The 25,832-nt window shown below is 54.7% G+C and carries 14 protein-coding genes and 1 pseudogene; 5 read left to right on the top strand and 10 right to left on the bottom strand.

The features are described from left to right. Positions 1–12 precede the first annotated feature (12 nt). Positions 13–807, top strand: a complete 795-nt coding sequence (locus V7775_RS10695; RefSeq protein WP_335751884.1) for a Cfr10I/Bse634I family restriction endonuclease — start codon at positions 13–15, stop codon at positions 805–807. Here the strand turns inward: V7775_RS10695 and V7775_RS10690 are convergent. Together V7775_RS10690 and V7775_RS24750 are read right to left on the bottom strand one after the other, a co-directional pair. Further along, positions 794–2,080, bottom strand: coding sequence for a DNA cytosine methyltransferase (locus V7775_RS10690; RefSeq protein WP_335751883.1), 1,287 nt, complete (start codon positions 2,078–2,080; stop codon positions 794–796). The two genes, V7775_RS10695 and V7775_RS10690, sit on opposite strands and share 14 nt — an antisense overlap. A 15-nt stretch (positions 2,081–2,095) precedes the next feature. Next, positions 2,096–2,281: pseudogene (locus V7775_RS24750) on the bottom strand (DUF6471 domain-containing protein); the annotation flags it as partial. A gap of 691 nt (positions 2,282–2,972) precedes the next feature. On the opposite strand from V7775_RS24750, the gene V7775_RS10685 reads away from it, so the two are divergent. The 3 genes from V7775_RS10685 (at position 2,973) to V7775_RS10675 (ending at position 6,143) form a co-directional block, all read left to right on the top strand. After that, positions 2,973–3,707: a sugar transferase gene (locus V7775_RS10685; RefSeq protein ID WP_335751882.1), complete on the top strand. Its 735-nt coding sequence runs from the start codon at positions 2,973–2,975 to the stop codon at positions 3,705–3,707. 78 nt (positions 3,708–3,785) lie between these two features. Further along, positions 3,786–4,703: a CpsD/CapB family tyrosine-protein kinase gene (locus V7775_RS10680; protein ID WP_335751881.1), complete on the top strand. Its 918-nt coding sequence runs from the start codon at positions 3,786–3,788 to the stop codon at positions 4,701–4,703. Positions 4,704–4,883: 180 nt separating this feature from the next. Continuing rightward, positions 4,884–6,143 carry a DUF874 domain-containing protein gene (locus tag V7775_RS10675; protein ID WP_335751880.1) on the top strand — a complete coding sequence of 420 codons (1,260 nt, stop codon included), beginning with the start codon at positions 4,884–4,886 and terminating at the stop codon, positions 6,141–6,143. Here the strand turns inward: V7775_RS10675 and V7775_RS10670 are convergent, their stop codons facing one another. After that, complete coding sequence (locus V7775_RS10670; RefSeq protein ID WP_335751879.1) at positions 6,144–7,490, bottom strand: oligosaccharide flippase family protein; 1,347 nt, start codon at positions 7,488–7,490, stop codon at positions 6,144–6,146. A gap of 113 nt (positions 7,491–7,603) precedes the next feature. Between V7775_RS10670 and V7775_RS10665 the strand changes: the two genes are divergently transcribed. Next, the gene (locus V7775_RS10665) at positions 7,604–8,800 is read left to right on the top strand and encodes a glycosyltransferase (protein WP_335751878.1); all 1,197 of its coding nucleotides are present in this window, start codon (positions 7,604–7,606) and stop codon (positions 8,798–8,800) included. Here V7775_RS10665 and V7775_RS10660 read toward each other — a convergent pair. From V7775_RS10660 to V7775_RS10630, 7 genes are read right to left on the bottom strand one after another with little or no spacing between them, the layout of a single operon-like run. Continuing rightward, positions 8,797–9,633, bottom strand: coding sequence for a glycosyltransferase (locus V7775_RS10660; protein ID WP_335751877.1), 837 nt, complete (start codon positions 9,631–9,633; stop codon positions 8,797–8,799). The genes V7775_RS10665 and V7775_RS10660 overlap by 4 nt on opposite strands. Then, a complete protein-coding gene (locus tag V7775_RS10655) occupies positions 9,630–12,164 on the bottom strand; it encodes a hypothetical protein (protein ID WP_335751876.1) in 2,535 nt (844 codons plus the stop codon). Before V7775_RS10655 ends, V7775_RS10660 begins: the two co-directional genes overlap by 4 nt. After that, positions 12,161–13,114, bottom strand: a complete 954-nt coding sequence (locus V7775_RS10650; RefSeq protein ID WP_335751875.1) for a hypothetical protein — start codon at positions 13,112–13,114, stop codon at positions 12,161–12,163. The genes V7775_RS10655 and V7775_RS10650 overlap by 4 nt, the downstream gene beginning before the upstream one ends. A gap of 14 nt (positions 13,115–13,128) precedes the next feature. Beyond that, positions 13,129–13,839, bottom strand: coding sequence for a 4'-phosphopantetheinyl transferase family protein (locus V7775_RS10645; protein WP_335751874.1), 711 nt, complete (start codon positions 13,837–13,839; stop codon positions 13,129–13,131). Further along, positions 13,836–18,317, bottom strand: coding sequence for a MupA/Atu3671 family FMN-dependent luciferase-like monooxygenase (locus V7775_RS10640; RefSeq protein ID WP_335751873.1), 4,482 nt, complete (start codon positions 18,315–18,317; stop codon positions 13,836–13,838). Before V7775_RS10640 ends, V7775_RS10645 begins: the two co-directional genes overlap by 4 nt. Continuing rightward, positions 18,314–19,288, bottom strand: a complete 975-nt coding sequence (locus tag V7775_RS10635; protein ID WP_335751872.1) for a glycosyltransferase family 2 protein — start codon at positions 19,286–19,288, stop codon at positions 18,314–18,316. The genes V7775_RS10640 and V7775_RS10635 overlap by 4 nt, the downstream gene beginning before the upstream one ends. A gap of 4 nt (positions 19,289–19,292) precedes the next feature. Continuing rightward, positions 19,293–25,694 (bottom strand): type I polyketide synthase, encoded by a 6,402-nt coding sequence (locus V7775_RS10630; protein ID WP_335751871.1) that lies wholly within the window; start codon positions 25,692–25,694, stop codon positions 19,293–19,295. Positions 25,695–25,832: the final 138 nt, after the last annotated feature.

Raw genomic sequence — 25,832 nt, 5'->3', positions numbered from 1 at the left:
AAGCCTCAAATCATGAAACGAGAAGCGCTTTCGCAAATCCGGAACGGCGCCCTGCCCGGACCAACAGAGAGCTTTAAGTCTATTTTTGAGGAACTTGATCAAGCGATCCTCGCGATTGAGCCTACGATATCCAGAGAGGCCAGATCCAACGCCCATGGAGATTGGTACGAATGGCTCCTCGCGATAGAAGCTTGGAATTTGGCCGCCGCAAACACAGCGCTGAATGTTCCCATACTTTTGCCCAATAAAATGAGCTTGGACCTAGCCAGCCTGTACGTGCCGAACCTCAGCGATAAAATTTATGACCTCAGAAAGAAAGTTGAAGACAGCTCAACAGTTCAACTCATCAGCTCCAACCCAGACTTTGTCATTCTGAAAAGGGACCTTGTGGAGCGCACAATTGGACCATTGGTGCCAATCGGTAATGTGTCAGAAGTCGAGACTGATAAGCTAAGTCAGCTGTACGCCAATTTCTCTGGTCTTTGCGGATTTGAGGACATTGTCGGATACTTATCTGTCAAAACGTCGTTCCGCCCAGACAGAAGGTTACAAATCTCACATGAAGGGTCCCTCATGAAGGCAATCTATGTGCACCTTCAAACAAGAGAATGGATACTTAATCCACCTGGCCTGCGGTATTACGCAATGGCGACAGTTGTTGGCAATCCCGATAGGGCTTCCCTTAGGACAGTGGCCACACATTCAATAACCACAGTTTCATCCACACCCGAACCAGCGGTAGACGATGTTTTTCAAGTCGACGACCGAGCATCAGCAACAGCCGCATTTACAACTATTCTGGGTTAGAACCAGCAAGCATCTGTTCCTTGATCGCTAAGCCGATTGCCTTAGCCAATCCAGGCGGCACTGCATTCCCAATTTGCTTACCTGCGCTCACCAATGTGACCCGTTCTCTGGCGGTGCAGCGGAACTGCCAAGAAGGCGGGAAATCCTGCAATGCGGCCATCTCGACGGTGTCTAGCCCCCGATCCTCATAGGGGTGTATGTAGCGGCCCTTTGAGGGGTTATACGCAGCCGTGCGAATGGTAACCGAGGGTTGGTTTGGGTCTAGACGCCCAAACGTGTCAGACCCCATATGCTTTCCGGACTTCCAACAATTTGGAAGGAACTCGGGTGGCACAACTTTGAAGTTTTGCCCTGCTTTCACGTATGTCATTCTGTTGGCGACAACATCAGAGACGCCCATCGATACATAGTCGCTCTTTGAGCGTCTTGTTTTAGGGATTTTCTTGAGCGCCTGCCCAACAGTTTTCCAAGGTAGTGGAGTGGTCTGCGGTTGGATGTCAAAACTACCTGTGAAAGTGCTCCAACTTTCTTCGCTCTTAAAGTGAGTCGGCAACGGAAATGCTGGACGATCAGTACCCCGAATACCAATTAGGAAAAACCGCTCGCGGCGTTGTGGCACCCCGTAGTTCGCAGCATTCAAAACCGCGTGGGAGATACCAAACTGCATACCTGCAAACTGGTCCTCCATATACGAGATGACTTCTCGGTGGCGAGACTGGGTTATGCCAACAACATTTTCAAAGATGAATGCTTTGGGCTTTAGGTCTCGGACATAGCGAACAAAATGTAAAAAGAGGTCCCCATTCGTTTCATCACTTTTGCCAGCCTTTTTCCCCATATTCGAAAATGGTTGGCACGGCGCCCCACCAACAACTAAATCAACATCACCCACTGATAGGTCTAGCGCATCTAGAACCTCTTGCGGGGAGATCGAACGAATATCACCCCCAACGCGGTCTGCTGTTCCAAATTGCTTCTGATATTTCTCACCGTCGACGACCATCCAATCTGGGCGATTGAACTCAAGCGTTTTACGGCAGTCTTTGTCAAAGTCGATACAAGCAAGAGTTTGAAAGCCTGCTTGCTCCAAACCTATATCAAAACCGCCCGCGCCAGAAAAAAGGCTGACCACGGTTGGTTTGGAATTTAGCTCAACGTCATCACATCTCAGATAATGATTGCCCGTTCTACTGTCACGAAATCGCTTGGGCTGGGATTCTACTGGATAACCAGCATCGTTCACCAATTGTTCAGTATCTACTATGGTTTCCAAAGCTATCTCCGTCACGTTCATGGCCTTCAAACAACGAAGGAAAAAATCAGCCGAGAAACTCCCCCTGCTTATCTTGCTATCGATCGATGATTTAGTTTCAACAAAGCGGTCGTCAGACACAAGGACCGCCAAATCACTTGAGCCGATGTCACGATCCCGCATAAGCGACTTCAGTGTGGACTTCGCAACGCCTTCAACCATCTATCCAACCGCCCTTTTCTCACATATGCAAAAACCACAGACCAATAGCAACGTCAATGTGACACACACAAGTTCCGCACAATTAAGAATTCGACAGGCTTACCGTGTATTCGCCGGACTTACTCAAATACTCTCATACTTGAGAGCACCCTAGGGCCATTTCGACCAATCAGTACCGTATCTGACAGATGCATGATCTCAGGTACCCCCTATCATTCAAAATTTCATCTCGCCCAAACAGAGGATTACAAAATACATTCGAAAGATCGCAGACAAAGCGCATGCCATAATGTTGACACCGTTACGAATTGAATTTAATTATCCCGATAGGTCAGCTCAGAAAATTTGCCTACGAGCTGCCGCTCGCCCTATCGAGTTAGTCGCATTTTTTTGGCAAAACCCAAATTAGTTCCAGTTTACCGCCAATTTTAGATGAAACAGTTTGTTTCGAAAATTCCCCCTCAATTGTGTCTAAAATCTGTTATCTAAACGACAACGGGCAAGCAAAGCGACGCGAGCCAGAAATTCAACGAGCGGCACACTGCCTCTCTGAGACAAGACAATCGGGCCAAACGGCTCAAAACAGTTAAGATGCTAACACAAACCTGACGGCTACTGCCATTGCGGGAAGTAAGTGAAAGCAACCTTTGTATGTAAACAGACGACCAAATGACCCTGGGGGGTTTGGACTATGAAAAAATTTAACGCTGATCAGTCTGGTTTCGGCCTGGCACAGCTTGTTTCGGTAGGCGGTGAAGTTCATTCACTGCTGCAGTCGGCGCTGATGTTTACGCCGGAACGATCAACCCAACCCCGCTCGACCTACCGCAATGGTGGTAAGCGGGTTTTGGAAACATTGCTTATCGTTCTCAGCCTTCCCTTCTTTGTTCCCATAATGGCGCTCTGTGTTGTTGCCCTTTGGATTGAAGGTGGAAACCCCTTCTATCGTCAGATCCGTTTGGGTCAGGATGGTAAGCGGTTCTCAATTTTGAAGATGCGCACAATGGTACGGGATGCAGATGCCGTCCTTGAAGAATATCTTTCACGTGACCCTGAGATGCGCCGAGAATGGGATGAAAAGCAAAAACTGATCAACGACCCCCGCGTGACACGTATTGGCGCCCTGCTGCGGTCTTCTTCAGTGGATGAATTACCACAGCTTTGGAACGTTTTGACTGGCGACATGAGCCTGATTGGCCCACGCCCTATGATGCCAGAACAGCTTTGTATGTATGGGAATCCTTCGCACTACTTTGCGCTGCGCCCTGGCATTACCGGCCTGTGGCAGATTTCAGCCCGCAACGAAAACCGCTTTTCGTTTCGCAACGAAGTTGATGCAACCTACAACAAAAAAATGTCCTTGTTTGGAGATGTTTCAATCATCTTTAAAACAATTGGCGTAATGCTACGCCGGACTGGTTGCTGATCCTGCCACATCCGTCTTTGATTCCAACATTACATGCTCTATGTTCAGAGGATGTCCAAACCCCGAAAGCCTGACCTCATGAAGGATACTTATACATCCTCCGCCGACGGACCTTCACGGCGTCAAGGCGACCTTATGGTTCCCGCGCAAGGCAGCTTTACTCGGCCGCGCCGTTTTAACACCGCGCAGCAGGAACTTATTGGCGAGGCAGAGCTGATCGTAAATCAACCCGAAACCAGCACCCCAGCAGTTTTTACTGAGGATACAAGCCTACAAGCCACGCCCAGTGATCTATGGAATTTGCTGCACGAACAACATCCTGGCAAAGATCAGCATATCATGGAAGGCAGCCAAGCCGCCGAAGATTTCCGTGCGACGGATGTATCCCGTGCTTTTGATCTGCTGCGCACCCGTCTGCGCCAAACCGTAAAACAAAATAATTGGGTGAACATCGCTGTTGCCTCCCCAACCGCGGGCTGTGGCAACACCTTTACGGCTGCCAACCTCGCCGCAAGCCTTTCACGTGTGCCCTCCTCGCGCACTGTATTGATGGATTTCAACATGCGCACGCCGGGCGTGGCAAAGGCACTGGATATGGACGCAAGCCAGACAGGAAATTTGAACGATTTCCTAGGTGGCGATGTTGCGATCAGTGATTTCATTCTACGCGCAAGCGATACGCTTGCGGTCGGCCTAAACTCTGCCACACATGCGGATGCTGCAGAAATCATGCAAGACCCGGCAACCGCTGCCAGCCTTGCTGAAATGCGTGCGGCCCTGCGCCCCGATATTGTGCTTTTTGACATGCCCCCGTTGCTGTCGCATGACGACACATCTGCATTTTTACCCCAACTTGACGGTGTTCTCCTTGTTTCGGATGGCACACAAACGATGGCCAAACACATTGCTGAATGTGAGCGTATTCTAGATGGTCAGGTGCCTCTCCTTGGCGTCATCCTAAATCGCGCACGTGCCTCAAGCATTGAGCGCTTCTAAGCGCGGATTGCCTTACCGCTTTGCGCTTGCAGCAAAGAGGTCATATAATAGCCAGAATTTACATCTAATGACATTGAAACGCCGTCCCTAATGGGGCGGCACGTCCAGTTTAAGCTGGCATAATCAGGTTTGAGTGAGGCACATATGGGTCCGATCTATACATGGCAGGATTTCCTGGACATGACCCGGCGACGGCTGGGAGTGATCTTATTTGTGATCATATTAGGCTGCATTGCTTCGCTATATTGGGCGATGAGCCATGTGCATTTGTACATGTCATCCGAGGTTATTCAGGTAGAACAACCCAAGATCAACGACGAGCTTGCCCGCTCCACCGTTGAAGGGTCGTCAGCGCGCCGCCTACAGCTTATCCAGCAACAGTTGATGGCACGCACAAGCTTGCAAAACATCATCGAGAAATATGACATCTATGCAAATCTGGATGCCCTGAAGGCCAGTGAAAAGATTACACTTTTACGTCAATCCGTCAGCATCAACGGTGTTGCGGCTGCACGCGAAGGCTTTGCCGATGATGGCACGATTTCGGTTCTGACAATTACCGCGCAGATGGAACAAGCACAGCTTGCACGCGATGTCGCGCATGAATTCGCAGAACAAACACGTGCCCTAATGACGGCGCAGCGGCGTGATCAAACTGAACAAACCTTGGCGTTTTTCCAACAACAAGAACAGGTTGTGATCGACAACATGGCCGCCCTTGAAGCCGAGCTAGAAACCTACCGCCGTGAAAACGACCTGTCGGTCGAAGGCGGTGTTGAGTTCCGTCTATCCGAAGTTGCCCAGCTGAACGAAGCAATCCTTGAATTGGATCGTGAAATCATCTCCTCAGAACTTGCCCGCACCCAAATTGATCGCACGGCACGTGCATCTACCGTTGCACGCGAAGAACGCACCTTGGACGGACAGCTTGAAACCCTAACCGAGCAACGCTCCCTTTTGGATCAACGCCGCGCAGCATTGCGTGAAACCATTCAAGGTTCGCCGGAAACCCAACGTGCCCTTGCTGATTTTGACCGCCGCATGGAGCAATTGCGCAACCAACTAGAAGCCATCGCCGGGCGCCGCAACCAAGCACAGGTTGGCTTCAATCTTGAAGTGGGATTGCAGGGAGAACGCCTGACTACAATCGAGGAAGCACAAGTACCCGATTATCCAATCACCATGAGCAAGAAAAAACGTGCAATCATGGGCGCAGTGGCTGCGACTGGCCTTGCCTTTGTGATTGCATGGTTGCTTGAATTACGTCGCCCTGTGATCCGTTCTGCGCGCCAGATGAAGCGTGAGACTGGTGTGATGCCTGTTGTCTCTATTCCAGAACTAGCGCCAAAATATCAAAGCTCAAAATGGCGCAAGGCCCGCGAGAAACGTCGTGCAGCCGGCAAAGCTGGACGCGCCGCACGGTTGGCCCGTCAAACTTGATCAGTTCAGGGAGGTAAGGGCCGCAATTGCGTCCCAGTGCAGCCAAAGCGCTACCATCCCGATGGCCCCCGCAACAGCCGCACAGATAACATCATGGCGCGCATCCCACGCATCATGCTTGCGCGCCAGCCAGATTATAACGGGATGGGTCAGCAGATGGGCAATCCCCATACCGACAATAGAGCCGATCAGCCCAAACAGGCTGACGCCGATAATCAAAAACATGATCTGAAACACCGCACGGCTGGCTGACACCACAAAAAAGCGCCGTGAATCCCCTGCGGCCAATGCCGCCTGATCATAGCTCATGCCGATAACCTGCGGGATCTGTGCCACCGCCAGTAGCGTCACAATGGCCCCACCCATCGCATAACGCGGATCATATAAAACCCCAACCAGCCAAGGCCCGATCAAGGCCATGATCAAAAGCAAGGTCAAGGTTACGCCGCTAATCGCAAACCGTAGCTTGGCAATTTTGGCCGCTTCATGTTTGGCATCGCGGTACACAGGGATCATCACCCGCCCCGTCACTGCCGTTCCCAACTGCATCGCAAAACTGGCCAGAAAGAATGCGATATTATAAATACCGAGGTTCTCGAGACTCAAGAACTTACCCAGCACTGCGCGGTCCCCTTGCGATGCAAAGAACCAGAATGCCGTGCTTAGGAATATCCATTTGCCAAATGTGACAAGCTCGCGCACGGCCAAGGGTTCCCAGCGGAAGCGGTTGGCCTCCCCGGGTAGGAGCGCCCAGGTCAGTGCCAGCTTTGCCAGTGGCGCAACCACACCGCCGATGACCAACGCCACCACGGATTGCAGCCACCACGCCAGTGCCACCATCACAACCAACCCGATCAATTGCGACGTCAGATCAAGCACCGTAAGCCGCCCCATCAGTAAATGGCGATGCGCGGTTTCAATGCGTGTGGGGTTAAATCCTGTCACCAGCAACGACAGCGCAGCAATCGGCAGATAGGTCGCCAGCTCTGGCGCGTCATAAAAACCAGCGAGCGGCAGCGCCAGTCCAGTCGCGACAATCCACAAACCAATGCCGCGGATCACCTGAATGCTCCACGCGGTATTTAGAAAATCAGGATCATCGCCCCGTTTGCTTTGCGCAATCGAGGGCGCAATGCCGACATCCGAAAACAACATCAGGCCAACCGTGACCAAACTGATCAGCGCCATCAGGCCAAACGCCTCAGGAAACAATATCCGTGTCAGGATCAGGTTTGAAGCTAGGCGCAGCCCCTGACTGCCCCCATATCCCAACAAAATCCACGAGGTGCTGCGAAAAACACGCGCCATAAGGCGCCCGCCGCGCAGCTGCTGCAAAAGACCATTCATTTGCCTCAATCATCTCCGCATTGGCTGTTATCCACCTTGGTAACGTCCTGCAGCCTCTTGTGCCAGAGCCAAGCAGCCCTGTAGGATTAAGTGAGACACGAAGGACGCAACCGTTGAACATCGCCTATATCCTCAACAGCTACCCCCAGCCCTCCCACAGCTTCATTCGCCGCGAAATCCGCGCGCTGGAGGCGCAAGGTCACACTGTCACGCGCCTAGCCATGCGTGCTGGCGATGCGCCGCTTGTCGACATGCAGGATCTGGAGGAAGCGGCAACAACGCAATATGTACTGCAGGCTGGCGCGATGACATTGCTGCATGCATTGTTTGCCTCTGTTTTGCATGATCCAATGCGTTTTTTCTCTGCCCTGCGTCTGGCTATTTCATGCGGGCGTCGATCAGAGGCTGGGGTGATCAAACACCTGATCTATCTGGTTGAAGCCGCCCACACACTGCAAGTGTGCGCCGCAGCTGAGGTCACCCATGCCCATGCGCATTTCGGTACCAATGCCACCACCGTTGCGATGCTGTCCCATGCGCTTGGCGGTCCAGAGTATAGCTTTACCGTGCACGGCCCCGAGGAATATGACGCGCCGCGCGCACTGTCTTTGGGCGAAAAAATTGCGCGCTCAAAATTCACCGTGGCGATCACCAGCTATGGCCGCAGTCAACTTAGCCGCTGGGCAGAGCCAGCTCATTGGGACAATATCAAAGTGGTGCATTGCGGGATAGAACCTGCGCATTTCCCAACGCCCCTGCCGCTGCCAAAAGACGGCGCGCGGTTTGTCTCGATTGGGCGTTTCGTAGAACAAAAAGGCCAACTGCTGGCGCTTGATGCGCTTGCGACCTTAATCAAAACGCACGATGACGCACATCTGACACTGATCGGAGATGGCGAAATGCGCCCCCAGATTGAGGCGCGCATCGCAACCCTTGGGCTAGAAAATCACATCACGCTCACCGGATGGCTGGATGAAGCGCAGATATTAAGCGAGTTGCAAAACGCCCATGCCCTGCTCATGCCCAGCTTTGCCGAAGGGCTGCCTATGGTCATTATGGAGGCGATGGCTGCAGGTCGTTTGGTGATCGCAACCTATATTGCAGGCATTCCCGAACTGGTGCAGCAAGGTAAAACAGGTTGGTTGGTCCCCGCTGGGGATGCAGACGCGCTGGCGAATGCAATGGCCGACATGGCCGAAACCAAACCTGAAATACTAGATCAAATGGCACAGGCCAGCCGCGAACGTGTTTTGCAGCGTCATGACGTTGCCATTGAGGCCGCCAAACTGGCATCACACATCGAGGGTTAGCGCCCGCGTACCCAACGTTCTTGGGTCCGGTGCGGCAGACGAACAGCTAATGCCACACTAGCATAGGCTGCAAACCCGACGGGATCACGCAACGCCCGTCGCCAGATTGGAGGCGCATCTGCTGGCGGTTCATCGTGATTGGCCCAAAGCGCTGGAAATAGTGCCTTCACTTCAGCTACGCCAATGTCCTGCCGACGACGCACGCGCACCAATGGCGCAGCACCTTCTATCATCGGCCAATGATAAAGGGCGGGTACCCGGTGACGTTCGCTGGGTAAAAAGCTAAGGCGCACAAATGTGTCATCCGAGATGATATCAGGGAAATCAGCCCATCGTTTGCGCCCCCCTGCGTTCACGGCAAAGACACCAAAACCGGGAACACCATGTGTACAAAACGGCAGATCAGCCCAAAAGCGCGCATAGACGCGGGTAAACATACTGCCCGATGCGGCGACAACAGGGCCACCGCTGGCATAGCGCGGTTCTGGCGCTTTCAGAACATCCGCAAGCTGTGCCATCAGAGGGGTTGAGACAACAACATCTGCGTCCACATAAATGCGCGCACCGTGTTGTGCGGCGGCATCCCCCGCATTCAGAGCGCCCATTTTGCCGCCCTGCGCCAGATCAAGAACCGTCAAAGGCCAGCCTTTTGCCGCGAACCCGTCGGCATAACTGCGCGCGGCATCAACGGTTCCATCGCTGCAACCGTTTGCCATGACAATCACTTCGACCTGTGCACCCGTTCCATCCGAGGCCAATAGCGCCTCAAGGCACGGCTCGATATAGCCGACCTCGTTATGTGCGGGGATCAAAATACTACAAGCTACACTCATCTGTCGACCACCAATGCATCCCAACGGGGGTTACTATCATCAAGATGGCGCAGCGCACCCCAACTGCCCCATTTGGTGGGGATATAGACATCTGCATAGGCGTTAAACAAGTGTCCACCCGCAGCGGACCAGCTATCAATCAACGAACGATAAAGCCCACCCATCTCACTGGAATAATTGAAATGTTGGAAGAATTCGGTCAGGCGCGCATCATCAACCTGCGCCCCGATGCCAACAATATGTGTGCCGCCCTCATACATGATCAGCTCTAGCCCCGCTTTGTTCGCAACTTCAGCATGATAGGGCCAAATCCGGTCACGCAGATCATTTACCGTGTCCACATTCTGCCCACTGACCGACCCATCTGTCAGTTCTTGCACAGCCAACGCAGTCGCGTAATCATACTGCGTGGCCCCAATCGCTGCCTGTCGTTCAGCGCCTGTCAGGCCTTGCGCAGTGACCGCGCCATTGGCCCGCGCAAGGCTTTCATCTAACCAGCCTGTGACCTGTTCACGCCGCGCCTCAAGGCCCAGAACACCGCCAAAATAGCCCGTCACAGCATAGGCATCAAAGGCGTCCGCAGGTTTTGACGCCCCTTCGGCCACAACCAGTGGCGCGGCAAGGATGTTCTCTTCTAACCCTAACCAGCCTGTCTGTGAGGAAATGACGTTAATCAACTGCTCCTCGTGCCTTGCGAATTCTTTGGACCATAGGCGCGCAACTTCAGCGGCGCGCATTGCGTAAAACTGTGTCCCCACATCCGCCTTGTCCCAACGCGTTTGAGCCTGCGCATCTGCCCAACGGGACTGGGCAAACTGGAAATTCCAAACCTCATTGGAATATTCCACATAAACCTGTCGCGACGGATCAAGCCCCTCGCGCAACGTCTGAGCAAAATTGCGTACATAGGGATCATCCGCGAGATGCGGAATATTGATCCACATGTTTTTGCCCAGCTCATTTGCCAGTTTGATCATCACCTCCAACGGCACACCTTTATGTGCCCAACTGGCATCTGATACGAGCGGACGGTTTTCCCAACTGGATTGGGTCGAATTGTTCGTCTCCATCCAATCCATAAAACGTAACGTGCCAAATGACGTCAAACGCGCTGTCCAATCAGGATTGAAAATCGCACCACTTTCCCACAGCTCAAGCCTGTCTTCACGCACCACCGAAATGCGGCGTACCGGATTGCTGGCATTGGTCCGTTGGATCAAAATTTCAACACTGCCGGGACCGGGCGTGTAATCAAAACGCACTTCACCGCGCCCGTAGCGAATATTTTTAACGCGCCCTTTAGGTTCTACAACGCCCGCCCCTTCAAAGCGCAACACATAGCGCCCTTCCAGCGATGGTGCGGCGGCTTCTGGTAGATCAGTCAGGATCAATGTCCCGACTGATCCTGCATCACGGGGTTTGCTGCGCACCCATCCGTCACTGTCGATGTGTCCACCTTCAACCAATTCGGCGAACTCAATGCCACCAAACTGACCGGGCAAATGCCCCAGCCAAGGCCGCGTTGTTTTCATCACATCAAGGAATGGCTGCTGTGCAGCCCAGTCCGTCACGGGGGCAAGTCCTATGGCCATCTCACCAGCTGGTACTGTAGTATTCACCTTTGTTGTCGCGGCTTGCGGTTCTGTTGCTGTCGGTGCCACGTCTACCACTGTCGACACCTCCGGTGCAGCAGGTTCAGCGACAACAGCCTTGCGTACGGGCGCGGCCGCAACCTCGCCCCCTTGATAGACCTCAACTGCTTCCCGCGCGATACGTTGCATCACTGCAGCCATCCCAGCATCCGGCGTCTCAAAACTCTTACCAAAGCGGTCCTTGACACTGTGTGGCAATCCTTCAGGGCTTGCGTCTGTCAGGACCGCATATTGCACCATAGAAACAAAGTAATGGCCCAAAGCATTGAGGTGAATATCATCATCAAAAACCTGGTTGATTGCACTCAGTCCCGGAACTTTGCCCGCAGCAATTGCATCGTCCAACAGCGCCAGTGCTTGCCCTGCCGGGATCAATTCAATCCGATCATTTGTATCAGCCCCCAGCAAGGTGACTATGCCTTCCCAATCATCCAAGTCATCTTGAAGCCGCACACGCCACGGCGTCGCGGCGCCCTCGTCAAACTCAACCGCTTCACCTGTGCCGCTCTTGAGGCTGTGCCATGTCTCTTGCACAAACACCCGCGCATCCGAATTTGCGCTAAGTGCGAGACCAGAAAAGGCTTGGGCGTAGACTCCGGTCTCACTCCACTTGAGATGATTGGCCAGCGGGATCGCCTCAGTAAGGATCAGGTCTGTCGTACTCCCATTAGGGACAATCATACGCGCATCAATGCCTTGCGCCTCGTCTGATCTATCCCAGTTGTATTTTAACGGGGCGCCATTGATGATCTGCGCCTGCACTTCGACTTTGTCACTGGTTGCTTTCAGCGCAGCCTCCAACATGTCGGGTCCTGTTGTCCCAAACAGGCTGTGACCCACCATGACAACCGAAAAGACCGCGCTCGCTAGGTCACTCATGTTGGAACTCCGCTATACAATGAAGTGCGCTGCACCTCTTGCCACACAATATTTTGCATCAGTGTTGCCGCCTCTGCATCTGGGGCCTGCGCCGCTTCACCGTCGGCGCGCAAGAGCGCGCGCGGCAATCCTACAGGACTTCGATGATACAGCGTCGCGTAATGGGTCAACGCAATCAGGTACGCTCCCAAATCGTTTAGGTGAATTGTGTCCGCTTCACCATCCGGTGTACGGGTAAAAAGGGCATCTCTATCCTTAATGTTGCCAATACCACCCGCAGCCTCAATCGCACGCACAAACCGCGCAAGCACCTGCCCACCTGGGATGACATGGATCGGTGCATCAATTTTCTGGGCAGCCATCAGCGCCAGACGGTTAAGCCAAAGCGCTTCAAAATCGGCGTCTATCCTTTCAAGCCAGCCTGCGGGATCATCCGTGTTGTGCCATGTTTCATAAAGATACAAGCGTGCATTCGGGTTCCCCGTCCGCGCGAGCAGCGCCCAGTTTGCCAAATATTCAGCACTGTCATGGTATTTGAGTGCATCTTTCAGCTCGACCATTTCAGTCAGGACAACCGCATCAAAACCGCCCTCGGCGAGCGTCTCACGCGCGGGTAAAAATTTTGGATGATCGTTCTCGGCCTCAAACCCGTTGATGGGCACATCAGGATACCAATGTGATCGCAGGGGTGTTCCCCAACCCAGCTGGCTTGCGTATTCATGTCCCTTTGGCGCCAGTTGCGCCAGCATCGCTGGCATATCCCGCCCAACAAGCGAATGACCCAAGTGGAACACACCAAGCGACCCGTCAGGTGCTGAAAGGCCTCCCAAATAGAGATCATGTGCGGCGTCAGCTTGCATCATCTGCCAACCAGCACGCCCCGCAAACACAGCGCCCGCAGCAACAACGCCACCGGATGCAAGCCTAAGTATACCCCGCCGTGATACCATTCACGCCTGCCCTCTCATGTGTTGGTCAATCGCTCCATTTCAGATTGCCGAATTGCCACGCCAGTGACAAGAAGGCCCGCCGCATGCGCATAAGAACCAACAAGAACCGCCCCCGCTGGGATACTCCCCTGAGAGGACTGAAAGACCGCTTCAAAACGGGTCGTATCCCTATCGATCGTGATCTCTAGCACATCAAATCCAAAGACTACGCGGCTAATAGGATATTGAGCCTTATAGGCTGCTTCTTTTGCTGAAAATATCAGCTTTGCCATTAATCCACGCTCTGACGGAGGCTGCTTGCCCAACCATCGCTGTTCTGACTTGGTACAAATTTCGCCAACCAATAATGGGTCCAATGCTGTTGCTTCTTCGAGGTCAACACCCACACCCGCCCAATCGTCACGTAAACCTACCGCAGCAACACAAGCATCAGCAGAATGCGAAATACTACCCGCCAGCCCGTTGGGCCAGATCGGTGCACGGTCCGGTCCCATCGGGATCGGTCGTGGCGGCATCCCTAATGCAACCATTGCAGCGCGGGCCGCCGCGCGCCCTGCATGGAATTCTGCAACCCGACGCGGCACCGCGTCTTTGACGGCAATCCCTTCTTGAGGGTCCACCGTAACCGGAATGCGCCGCGGATCGCGCGCCACAATGGCCAAGCCTTTGGGCAGGACCAACTCGGTCAACCCCTGTACAAGATCTGGATTAAGCTCGGAAATCACGTGTCTGCCTTGCTCCGTCCTGCGCGCATTGCGCGGCGTTTCGACATGGTTTCTGATCTTGCTGGGGTGTCCTCAATAACAGGAGCCGGGAGTGGTGTTTTGCCTTTGTCCAAATGCGCCGCCAGCCCTGCCAGCGTTGGGAAGCGGAAGATATCTGTGATCCCCAGCTTATCCGCGCCCAGCGCCGCCTTGATATCGCGGTGCGCCTGAACAGCCAGTAATGAATGCCCGCCCAATGCAAAGAAGTTATCCGATGAGCGAATGTTTGTGACGCCTAAGATTGCGCTCCAAACGCTGGCAATTGCTGCTTGGGTGTCCCCCTCAGGTGCAACCTCGGCTGTGATCTGCTCTGCAACTTTGGCGGTTGGCGCTGGCAATGCTTTGCGGTCAATTTTCTTGTTCGGCGTTAAGGGCATTTTCGCTATTTCGACGATGCGCGCAGGCACCATGATGTCCGGCAATGTCTCACCAAGAGCACGGCGCAGCGCCTCCTCATTGAGGTCGTTGCCCGTCACATACCCAACCAGCTGCGCACCACCGGGCCCGTCACGGGCCACAACCACGGCTTGTGTGATCCCGACCTGCGCGGCAAGCGCGCTCTCGATCTCACCCAGTTCAATGCGATGGCCGCGGATTTTCACCTGATCATCCGCACGACCCATAAAGCCAAGCGTGCCATCACTGCGCCATGCAGCTAGGTCGCCGGTGCGGTACATGTTTCCTGTGCCAAACGGGTTGTCGACAAATCGCTCCGCGGTCATTTCTGCGCGGTTCCAATACCCGTGCGTCACGCCATCACCCGCAATATACAACTCTCCCGCGACACCGGCAGGGCGCGGCGCAAGTGCATCATCCAGCACATAGACCTGCGTATTTGCGATTGGCGTACCAATAGCCGCAGTAGCTTCGGCATGGGTCACCATTTGTGTTGTGGACCAGATTGTCGTCTCAGTTGGGCCGTACATATTCTGCACCCGCCCGCCGCAAGCCTTGATCAGCTCAGATGCCAGCGCACCCGGTAATGCTTCGCCGCCGACCATCAGCTCTTGTAAACCTGAAAGCGCATGACGTGTTTCGTCGTTCATCACCAGCATCTGTGCCATGGACGGGGTACATTGCATGTGGCTGACCTTGTGACGCATCAGTTGTGCGGCCAGCGAGAAATCATCATCCTGCAGCATAGCACCCGCATTTGAGCGTTTGAGCACTTCGGCCAGTGGTTTTAGGCCTTCCATGACCGTGTCGACATCAATGCCATAATCGATCAGGCAGGCAATTTCGTCCACGCCGATCCGTTTGAGATCTTCTGCGCGTGCTATGCCGTCCTCAATGGTGCCAAAAAGACCGCTGTCATTGAAGTATCGCTGGAACGCGAATTCAAGGATCGCTTCCATTTCTTCATCGTCCAAACCAGCAAGGTCCACCTCAAACGGGTTGGTAACACCTTTAGGCTTTTTGAATGCAGGAAAGGCCCAAGCATATTGTTTGATCAGACCAGCAGCAGAACGCAGGTATTCCTTCATTGGATTGCGCGCGATTTCTTCGGCAAGCTCCCGCGTTTCGGCCAAATAGGTGTGCAACATAACTGTCACGTTAAAGTTCGCCGGATCGTGACCTGCTTCGCGCAGGGCCGCGTGATAGATTTTGATCTTATCCGCAACCTCAGCCACCGATTGACCCAACAGGTGCGTCAGAACATTAGCACCGATCTGACCCGCCTCTTTCCATGTCTCAGGATTGCCAGCAGTCGTCACCCAAATTGGCAGTTCTTTGGACACCGGACGCGGCTGTGTGACCACCCCAAAGGGCGTGCCATCTTTGGTTGGGAATTCGACCGCATCACCGCGCCACAACTGACGCAATTGATCAATCGCTTTGTACATTGCTGGCTTGTTATTGGGTGGTGTATTTTCCGGCCGTAGGACAAAATCATCCGGCTGCCAGCCACTTGCGATGGCCAGCCCAACACGCCCGTTGGTGAGGTTATCAATAACGGCCCATTCTTCGGCGATACGCGCCGGATGGTGAAGCGGTGCCACACACGACCCCGCACGCACATCAAGGTTTTGGGTCACCGCAGCGACCGCTGCACCTGTTACTGACGGGTTGGGATAAGGGCCACCAAAGGCGTGAAAGTGACGCTCAGGCGTCCAAATAGCATTGAATCCATTTGCATCGGCAAATTTCGCACCTTCCAGCAGGAGACGGTATTTTTCGCGACCAACGCCATCGTCATTGCCCCAATAAAACAGGTTAAAGGCGATCTTGCGATCAGACACCGCAATTGGCCCACGGCTCAGCTCGGTACGGCTGTCGTCCCCAGCAAGCACCAGCTTAAAGCCCCGGCTAAGGGTCCAGAACAGCTCAAGCACAGAAATGTCGAAAGACAAGCTGGTGACTGCCAGCCATGCGTCCCCCTCAGTATGGGTGATGCGCTGATCCATCCCAACAAAGAAATTGGCGACATTGCCATGGCCGACCATCACGCCCTTTGGCGTGCCCGTAGAACCTGAAGTGTAGATCAAATACGCCAACGTATCCGCACCAGCGCCCGCATCAGGGTTGGAGGTAGACGCCGTTGTAAGATCACTATCTGTATCAAGAACCAATAGTTTTGCACTGCCTTTTGGCAGGCTATCGGCCAACGCCGATTGCGTCACAATCACAGGCGCGCCGCTGTCGGCAATATAGTGTTTGATCCGATCAACCGGGTACGCAGGATCCAGCGGCACATAGGCCCCGCCCGCTTTGAGAATACCAAGCGCGCCGATTAACAGGTCAGGTCCGCGCGAAGTTGCCAAGCCAACAGGTGTGCCTGTTATTACGCCTTCTGTAATCAAACGGTGCGCCAGTTGGTTTGCAGCTTCGTTCAGCGCACGGTAACTGAACGTTTGATCCTCAAACACCAATGCTGTTGCCTCTGGAGTGCGGTTAACCTGCGCTTCAAAGGCCGTATGGATTGGTAATGCTTCGTAATCAGTATCGGTTGCATTCCACGTCTCTATCAGAGCGGATTTCTCCGTCGCTGGCAGGCCGTCTGCACCACTCACACAATGAGCGAAACGCGCGGCTATCATATCCATCGCGCCATCATCAAGCAGCCCACTGTCACAATGCATCGTGAGCGAATTGTCACTCAAAACTAACGTCAGAACGCTACCCTCAACAGGCGCGTCAGCAATTATGATCGCGGGCTGCACCAGCTCAATTGCAGGATCACGCAGCGCTAGATCCGCCGCAAAACCTGCCGTTTTGGATATCCGTGCAAGCTGTGCGGCAAGTGCTGCGTCACTGCGCAGCGGCACCCAATCTGCGGTAAAGCCTTCAACTGCGCCACTAATCGCATAACCGACATCACCTGCCGCCTGCCCTGCACCTAATGTTAGAGCCGCCAAAATCGCGCGAACTGTTTCCTCTGCTGTACTGCCCGTCGGCAACGCAACGCTGCGCGTCACCCATTCACCAGAAGCAGTGCTCTGCGCTAAAGGAACAGGTAACGGTTCAATCGCAGATAATTTGGCACGCCAATAGATTTCGTCCGCAATCATGCGGGTCTGCGCATCCGTCAATGTCGCATCAACAGCTTGCAACTGGGTTCCAACAACAGGAAGGGCCGCATAACCGTTCAACGGCTTTACACCTGCAAGCGTAACCGCACCATCAGCAGTACCAACAACCATCGTTTGCTGTCCCGCTTCAATTACGGTTCCTACTGTACCGCTTGCGCCAGATGGTTCTCCTGAACTTACGGCAAAAACCACACCATTAACCGCAATCTTGGCCACGCCCAGCGGGTTCCAATATCCGGCAAAATCCAGACCGCGCAACAAGGCAGTGATCTGCTGTGTGCTCTGACTGAAATCAATCATTCCCAACACCGCTGGCCGCTGATCGCGCGCAAAATAGCTGCGCTGGCTCAGGTCTTGAGCACTGCGTTCCAGCGTGCCACTTTCAAGCTGCGCCATAACACGGCCAAAGCTCTCCATACCTGCCGCATAGCACTTTGAATTCAGGCTAAAGGCAGTCTCATCTGGTGCAATATCCATCAGCTCTTGGGCCAACAGATCTCCCTCATCAACGCCGCCCTCAATCATGTGCCAGCTGACGCCATGCTGCGCCTCGCCGTTGATGATGGCCCATGCAGGCGTGTTCAAACCAGCGTAACGCGGCAATGGACCATCATGGAAGTTGACCGCGCCCTTTGCCGGCAAAGCCAGTACATCATCCGGAATAATGCGCAGGTTTGCGATGCTCAAAAGCCAGTCAAACGCAGGTAAACCCGCATCTACCAAGTTAACAGGCTTCTCAAAAACAGAGATCCCCTTGGCTTCAGCCCAATTGCGCACATCTGCATCCGTGCTTACCAGCGCGGCTACGGTATGCCCCCCTGCAACAATCATATCGGCACATGCAATCGTCAAAGATTGATCGCCAAGGATCACACAGGAATAGCTTGCGGCATTAAAGGGAGCAGTCATAAACGGTCCTCCGAGGACGTACGATATGGGGTAGCGGCGTGGGTCACCAAATCAGCCAAGAACCAGTTTGGGTCTTGGGGGCGACGACCCGCAATGCCTGATCTTAGGCGGTGCAAAATACCGCCTGCGAGATGGGCAAACAGCGCCGTTATGGCGTAAACGCGGCCATGGTTTTTAATGAAATAATGTCTGCGGGAATCGTACCAATAGGATGGCATCCTACGTTTGATTTTCATGCCCGTAGAAACCGAGCCAATGTGCACAACGCGGCTATCCGGAACATACCAGCACGACCAGCCCGCGCGTGCGGCGCGCAAGCATAGGTCAGTTTCTTCAAAATACAGGAAAAAAGTTTCATCGAAAGCGCCGATCTCGTCCAGCATGCTGCGACGTATCATCATCGAAGCACCCGCGCTCCAGTCGACTTGGCAGGTCTCATGTGGTTGTGGCATGGGAACGGGCGCATCCGGCAACATCCGGTCAATAAACCCAAGCCGCGCCGCACCGACAAATTCGCCTGCAATGCTGGGAAAGCGGAAAGCAGTGGTGTGAACAATGTTGTCCTCACCGCGCACGTGACTGCATGCAAAACCTGCCTTTGGGTGCGCCTCAAGATGCTCAACCAATGCAGCACTACATCCGGCATCCGGAAATGCATCAGAGTTCAGAACATAGAAATAATGAGGGCTGCTGGCATTGCTCATTTTCATGCGCAAACCGATGTTATTGCCCGCGCCAAACCCGCCATTCACAGGGGATGCGATAACGCGCACCAATCCGTTTTCCGCCCAGCCACGCGCGGCGACTTCACGCGCTAATGTCTCATACGATCCATCGCCCGAGGCGTTATCGACGATCACCAGCTCACCGCCCAAGGCGTGCAGATCAGCCAATGCCGCCTCTGCTGCGCGCAGGGTCATATCAGGTGTGCAAAAATTAAGTAAAATGCATAAGACGTTTGGTTTAGTCATATCGTTACTCTGCCGCCGTCGCCTGACGAGGTGCTTGGGTGTCCAGCGCCTCGAAAATTACTTCACGCAGCTCTGCTGCCATCACAACTACATTCGGGGATAGCACCATACTATCATGATCCCCCGGAACTTCGATCACGCGAACATGCGGCGCAAATTGCGTCCATTCATTATCATCGAAAACGTACTCGCGCGCTTCGCTGACCCAATTGCCACCGCCTACCTTGAAACGGCGATCAAGTGCTGGGCGCAGCAATATCATCGCCCCGTCCCAATCAGGCGTCTGATACTGGCCAACAGCCCGCAGAAATGCAGCCTCGATTTTTGTGTTGTTGAACTGGGCACCAGCAGTGTCTTCGACATGCCCCTCACGTTTGCTCTTTTCCCAAGCAATGCGGTTTTGCGCCCATTCCAACAGATAACGCGGCCCTTTTTCGCGCAACTCTGCGATCTTGATCCGCGCCTTGTCGGGCTTGCTAAGACTTGGGCGCACGGGCAGCGGCGTATCCAGCAGCGCCAGAACAGCAACCTCTTCGCCTGCAGATTTCAATTGGCGTGCCATCTCATAGGCGGTTATCCCACCACCTGAGAAACCCGATAACAAATAGGGACCATGCGCCTGAACCTGTCGAATTTCAGCGATATAATCCTTGGCAGCGGCCGCAATCGTGTCATGCGGTGCACTGTCACCGATCAACCCACGTGCCTGCAACCCGTAGACCGCGCGCGCATCGGCAAACTGTAACGCCAGATGGCGCAGGTTAAGAACATTGCCGAACATCCCAGCCACTACAAACAACGGTGCAGCCTGCGTTGGTTTAACCCCGTTGAGCGGCACAAGGTGGATGAACGTCGGCTTGGATGTCTCCGTGTCTGCCGTGTCAGTGTCGGCGATCTCGCCCGTCTGTTCAGTGATACGCGCGGCGATATCCGCAATTGTCGGCGCCTCAAACAACACCGAAATCGGGAACTCAACACCGTATTCACGCTTTACGGCCGCAAACAACCGCACCGCGATCAACGAATGACCGCCCAGATCAAAGAAACTGTCATCCGCACCAACAGGTGAAACCCCCAGCAGCGTTGACCACATTTCCGCCAAACCTGTTTGCACAGGGCCTTCCGGCGCAACAAACCCTTCCAGATCAGTCCGCTCAAAGCTTTGGCCTTTGGGCATCTCACGCGGCGGCGTATCAGCCTGCGTTATCAGCGCCTGTAGCGGCAATGAAGACACATAAACTTGCGGCACATTCAGCGCCAATGCGCGTGACAGGGCTGCTGGCCCCTCTGCTGCTGTGATGCCTTGGGCAACCATATAGGCTAGGCGTTCTTCGGCATCGGTTTGCGGGCGATCCTCCGCTTGTGGATCAACATCAAACGCAACCTCCGAGGCGCTGACCGGTGCTGTTTGCGCAGCAAAGCCACCTGCTAGGCGCGTCATGGCGAAATCAGTAACCTCAACCAGAACGGCTCCGTCCGCATCGCAGATTGTCACGTCAAACCGCGCATCATCAGTGCCAGATGCACTGAGGCGCATCCAGCTGTAAATCTCGGATTTCAGCGGCGCATGAACGGTGATTTCACCGTATGACATCGGCACCCAAAGGTCTGTCCCGTCATACCCCGGTGCCAATTCCATGCCCCAGCCTGTTGCCAAATCCATCAGCCCCGGATGCAGGATTTGTCCGGTATCCAACGGTGTATCCAGCATCAGCCGCGCAAGGCCCTCGGCCTCACCCAACTGGCGTGCGCGCAGTACTTGCCACTGCATCCCAAAACGTAAATGCGCCTCTTGAGGGGTGGGCATATGCGCGCCACCATCTTCTTGCACTGCACCAAGACGGTTAGAGATACCTTCGAGATCAACGGGCTGCGCGGCCCTCCGTGTTGCCCCTATCTGAGCTTCCGCGTGCGCCTGCCAACCGTCGCGGCCATCCAACGTGCAATCACTGCGCAAAGTCGCGCCAAAACCATCTGTTTGCTGTTCCAAAGTCACGCGCATCTGGCGTGTGGTCCCTTCCGGCGCATTAAAAGCGCGCAGGAAATACAGGTCGCGCAGCACAAAGGGCGCGTTCAGGCCAGCGCCTTGCGCTGCCTGTGCAATTGCCTCAACCATCCCTGTGCCGGGCATGACGGCAGCGCCATCTGCCATCCGGTGTTGGTCCAAGACCCAATCGTTTTTTGCGTCCAGAGTGGCGGCAAAACGTGTCTCGCCCTCCAACACTTCGATTGTGTCCAACATCGGCGCATCAATTGCACGCGGCGGCAGTGTTTCGACAGGCGTGTGCCCTACGGCCTCGGCCGCCATGCCAACATCCGCCCAAACACCCCAGTTTAAGGCAACGACACGGGTTTTTCCGCCTGCGCGCCCCTTGGCGAACGCATTGAGGTAGTCATTGGCAGCAACGTAATCGACCTGACCAGCTGCACGCGTCGCGGTTGATGTGGAAGCAAAGAGCACCATCAAATCTACCGCGCCATCTGGCAGCAATTGGTCCAGCACCCGCAAGCCTTGTACTTTGGGTGCGAGCACCGCATCAACCTGCGCCTGCGTTTTGCCCAGCAGCGGTGCATCATCCAGCACACCAGCGGCGTGGATCACACCGTCGATTGTGCCGCGTGCGCGCAACCCATCAATAACTTTGCGCATCTGCGCCACGTTCATCACATCAGCGGCGGCCACTTCGACGGAACCGCCAAGCGCCTCAAGGCGCTGAACCGCCCGAATGCGGCGCGCGGTTGCATCACCCGCATGGGTCGTTTGCATAACGCGCGGCCATGCCTCTCGCGGTGGCAATGGAGTACGGCTCAGAAGCACAACATGCGCGTCATGCGAGGATAGTAAATCTGCCGCAATCGTCTGGCCAATGCCGCCAAAACCGCCTGTGATCAGGAAAGTTCCACCGCGTTTAAGGGCTGGTGTTTCAATTTGCGCCAATCGCTGGGTCCGGAACCCTTGGACAAAACGACGTCCGTCCCGCAGGGCCACCACCGCATTTGCGGGCGTCGCAAGTAGCTCTTCAAGCAGCGTGTCGGTAATATCTGCGGCTGGTTCAGTAGAACGGGCAAACATGGATTTCGGCGCTGCCGCCTTTGGCAGGACCACATCAACAGTGGCAACAGTAAGGTCGGTGATTTCATGTGGCATAACGCCAGCAGGGCCACTGATCATAGCTTTTTCAGGATAAGGCAGCGCTTCAGATGCAACTTGAGCCGCTCCATTGGTAAATATGCTCAGGTGTGTTTGCGATGCGTCTTCACGCTCTGACAGGGTTTGGGCCAGCCACAGCAAGCTGTAAAAACCTTGCTCCAGAGTGCGGTCATAAAAACTGCTCCCTGGGCGATGGGTTTCTGCGCTGGTGATGCCCCAGAAATGGGCGATCCGAGTGGGTGATTGTTCGGCGGCAACCAGTGCGGCAATCAATGCATCATAGCCTTCACGGCCCTGCTCAGGCGCTAGTGTGAAACGCCCCTCGCCCATGTCTGTAAAACTATCGCCAGCCTCAACCACATTCACGGTTGCACCAACGCTGCGCAGGCGCGCAATAACAGATGTCGCAACGCCATCCTGATCGGCGAACACCAACCAGTTTTCACCCTCTGCCGTCGTCAAAGCTGCATCTAGGTCGGCGTCCACATCAGCGTATTGCGCGCGCCAGCTTGGCACAGCGCCCCAATCTGACATGTCATCAAGTCGGGCGATTTCGGGCGTTTGTGACATCACGGATTGTGTGCTTGGTTCAATGAAATAGGGGCTGCGTTGGAACTGGTATGTTGGCAACAGGACGCGATTACGGCGTGCTTCGCCCCAAATCTGATCCCAGTCGGCCTCAACACCGCAAGCCCAAAGCCTGCCGATGACGCCCATGAAATACATATCATCCGCAATCTGTTGATCGGGATGGCGCAAGGTGCTCAGCACTTGGGCAGGTTTAACGGCGGGGCACATCTGTGCCAGTGATGACAGTGCCTTACCGGGTCCTACTTCAAGGAACACGCGGCCTTCTTCGGCGCTCAAAGTGGTGATGCAATCGGCAAAATACACGGTATTGCGCAGTTGCTCGACCCAGTAATCTGGATCGGTTGCTTGGGCTGCTGTAATCGCCACGCCTGTGCGGTTGGACATAAACGTCATTGTCGGGGCTTTTAGGTTCAACCCAGTAAGGAAAGCGCGGTATTCGTTAAGAATGGGTTCCAACATTCGACTATGGGCCGCGATGTCGATCGCTATGCGTTGGCTTTCGATATCATCAGCGGTCAGGCGTTCGGCCAAAGCCTTTAGCGCAGCATCAGGGCCGGAAATAGCTGTCAGTTCGGGTCCGTTTACGCTGGCGATATCCAGATCATCGCTCAGGTAGGGGCGCGTCGCCTCAAGGGACAGTGGCACGCTCAGCATGCCGCCCGCTGGCACGGTATCGAAAAGGCGTCCGCGCAGCAGCACCAAATCAATCAGATCTTCAAAGCTCATCACGCCCGCAAGACAGGCCGCGACGTTTTCCCCCATTGAATGGCCCACCATCGCGGCAGGTTTCACGCCCCAGCTGATCCAGAGCTGCGCAAGCGCGTATTCAACGATGGCTATTAGGGGCAATTGCGCAGAGGGTTTCTTGAGCGTTTCAGCGGCTGCATCTGTGTCGCCATCAGGCAACCAAAGCGCGCGAATATCGTAATCCAACTGAGGCGCGAGGTGATCAAGGCCACGGTCCATCGCCTCGGCAAAGGTTGGCTCGGTTTCATACAGATCGCGGGCCATCTCAGGATACTGCGCCCCACCTCCTGGGAACATAAAGACAACTTCGGGATCTACGCCCAGAACTTCGTGAGTGAACACGCGGCGGGTGTCGCCAGCCTCCAGCAATGCGGCGGCTTCAGCGTGGGTTTCGGCCACCACAACACGGCGACGCTCAAACCCGCGGCGCCCGTTTTTCAACGTATGGGCCACGTCAGCAAGGTCTTGTTCAGGATGCGCCCGCAGATGCGCCGCAAGGGCTGCCGCATTTGCGTCTAGCGCTGCTTTTGAACGGCCAGAAATGCACAGCACGTGGAAGGGGAAATCGCTCTCTTCTGATGCTTCGCGTACAGGTGCTTCGGCGAGGATGGCGTGGGCGTTTGTGCCCCCAACTCCAAGCGCGTTAATTGCAGCATGGCGCGGCGTATCTCGGCGCGGCCATGGAGTGAGCTTCGCGTTTACGGAAAACGGGCTGCCCTCAAACCCAATTGCGGGGTTGGGTGCTTCATACCCTAATGAGGGGGGCATTTCATTGTGATGCAACGCCAAGGACGCCTTCACCAATCCTGCCACGCCAGCCGCCGTGTCCAAATGCCCGATGTTGGTTTTCACCGACCCGATACGCGCATAATCGACCTTATCAGTTTGCATGCGGTAAGCTTCGGTCAGCGCGGCGACCTCAATCGGGTCCCCCAAATACGTACCAGTGCCGTGACATTCAATCAGTTCAATCTGGTCTGCAGCAACGCCGGACGCATCCAGCGCCTTGCCGATTGCCTGCGCTTGTCCGTCAACGGAGGGTGCAAGATATCCAGCTTTCGCTGCCCCGTCGTTGTTGAGTGCGGATCCCTTGATCACAGCCCAAATGTGATCGCCGTCTGCTTGCGCATCTGACAAACGCTTGAGCGCGACACAGCCAGCCCCTGACCCGAAAACAGTCCCTTGGGCGCGGTGGTCAAACGCGTGGCACTCACCATCCGGTGAGAGGATTTCGTTTTCCTTAAACACATAACCGCGCCCTTGGGGCAGTTCGATGGTGACACCACCCGCCAGCGCCATGTCCACCTCGCCCGTGCGTAGCGCAGCAGCGGCATAGTGGATCGCAACCAAAGACGTCGAGCAGGCCGTTTGCAAGTTTATCGAAGGCCCCTTGAGGTCAAACACATGGCTTACACGGGTGGATAGGAAATCTTTGTCATTGCCCGTGTGGCGCAGCAAGAACATGCCCACATCATCAACCAAATCAGGATTAGAACAGATGTTGAAATAGAAATAGCTGCCCATCCCGCAGCCTGCATAAACACCGATGGGACCGGGTACATTTTCAGGCACATGACCTGCCTGTTCCATCGCCTCCCACGCAACCTCAAGAAATTTGCGGTGCTGAGGATCAAGAATGGCCGCGTCTTTTGGCGAGAAGCCGAAGAAATCTGCATCAAAGGTTTCAAACCCTTTGAGGTCAGCCGCAGAGCGCACATAATTCTTGCGGGCGATGTTTTGTGGTGTCTCCCCCGCGGCAAGCAGTTCTTCTTCGCTCAACTTACGGATAGAGGACACACCGCCGCGTAGGTTATCCCAGAAAGCCGCCACCGTGTCGGCACCCGGCACGTTGACCGCCATACCCACGATAGCGATATCTTCATCCTGCAACATCTTTTTGCGGCTCTGCTCAGTCATATGGTCTCACCCTTCGGCCCGCATGAGTTGGAGAGGTGTCTCCACGCGATAAATAATAGCGGACCATTTACTAAGACGACCAAAATCGTCGAACACATTACTACGTGTTGATAGTGTTTATTTCATGGCGCGGGGCCA

This window comes from Sulfitobacter sp. (assembly GCF_036960155.1).
Classification (GTDB): domain Bacteria; phylum Pseudomonadota; class Alphaproteobacteria; order Rhodobacterales; family Rhodobacteraceae; genus Sulfitobacter.
This window is presented reverse-complemented; position numbering and strand designations above follow the sequence as displayed.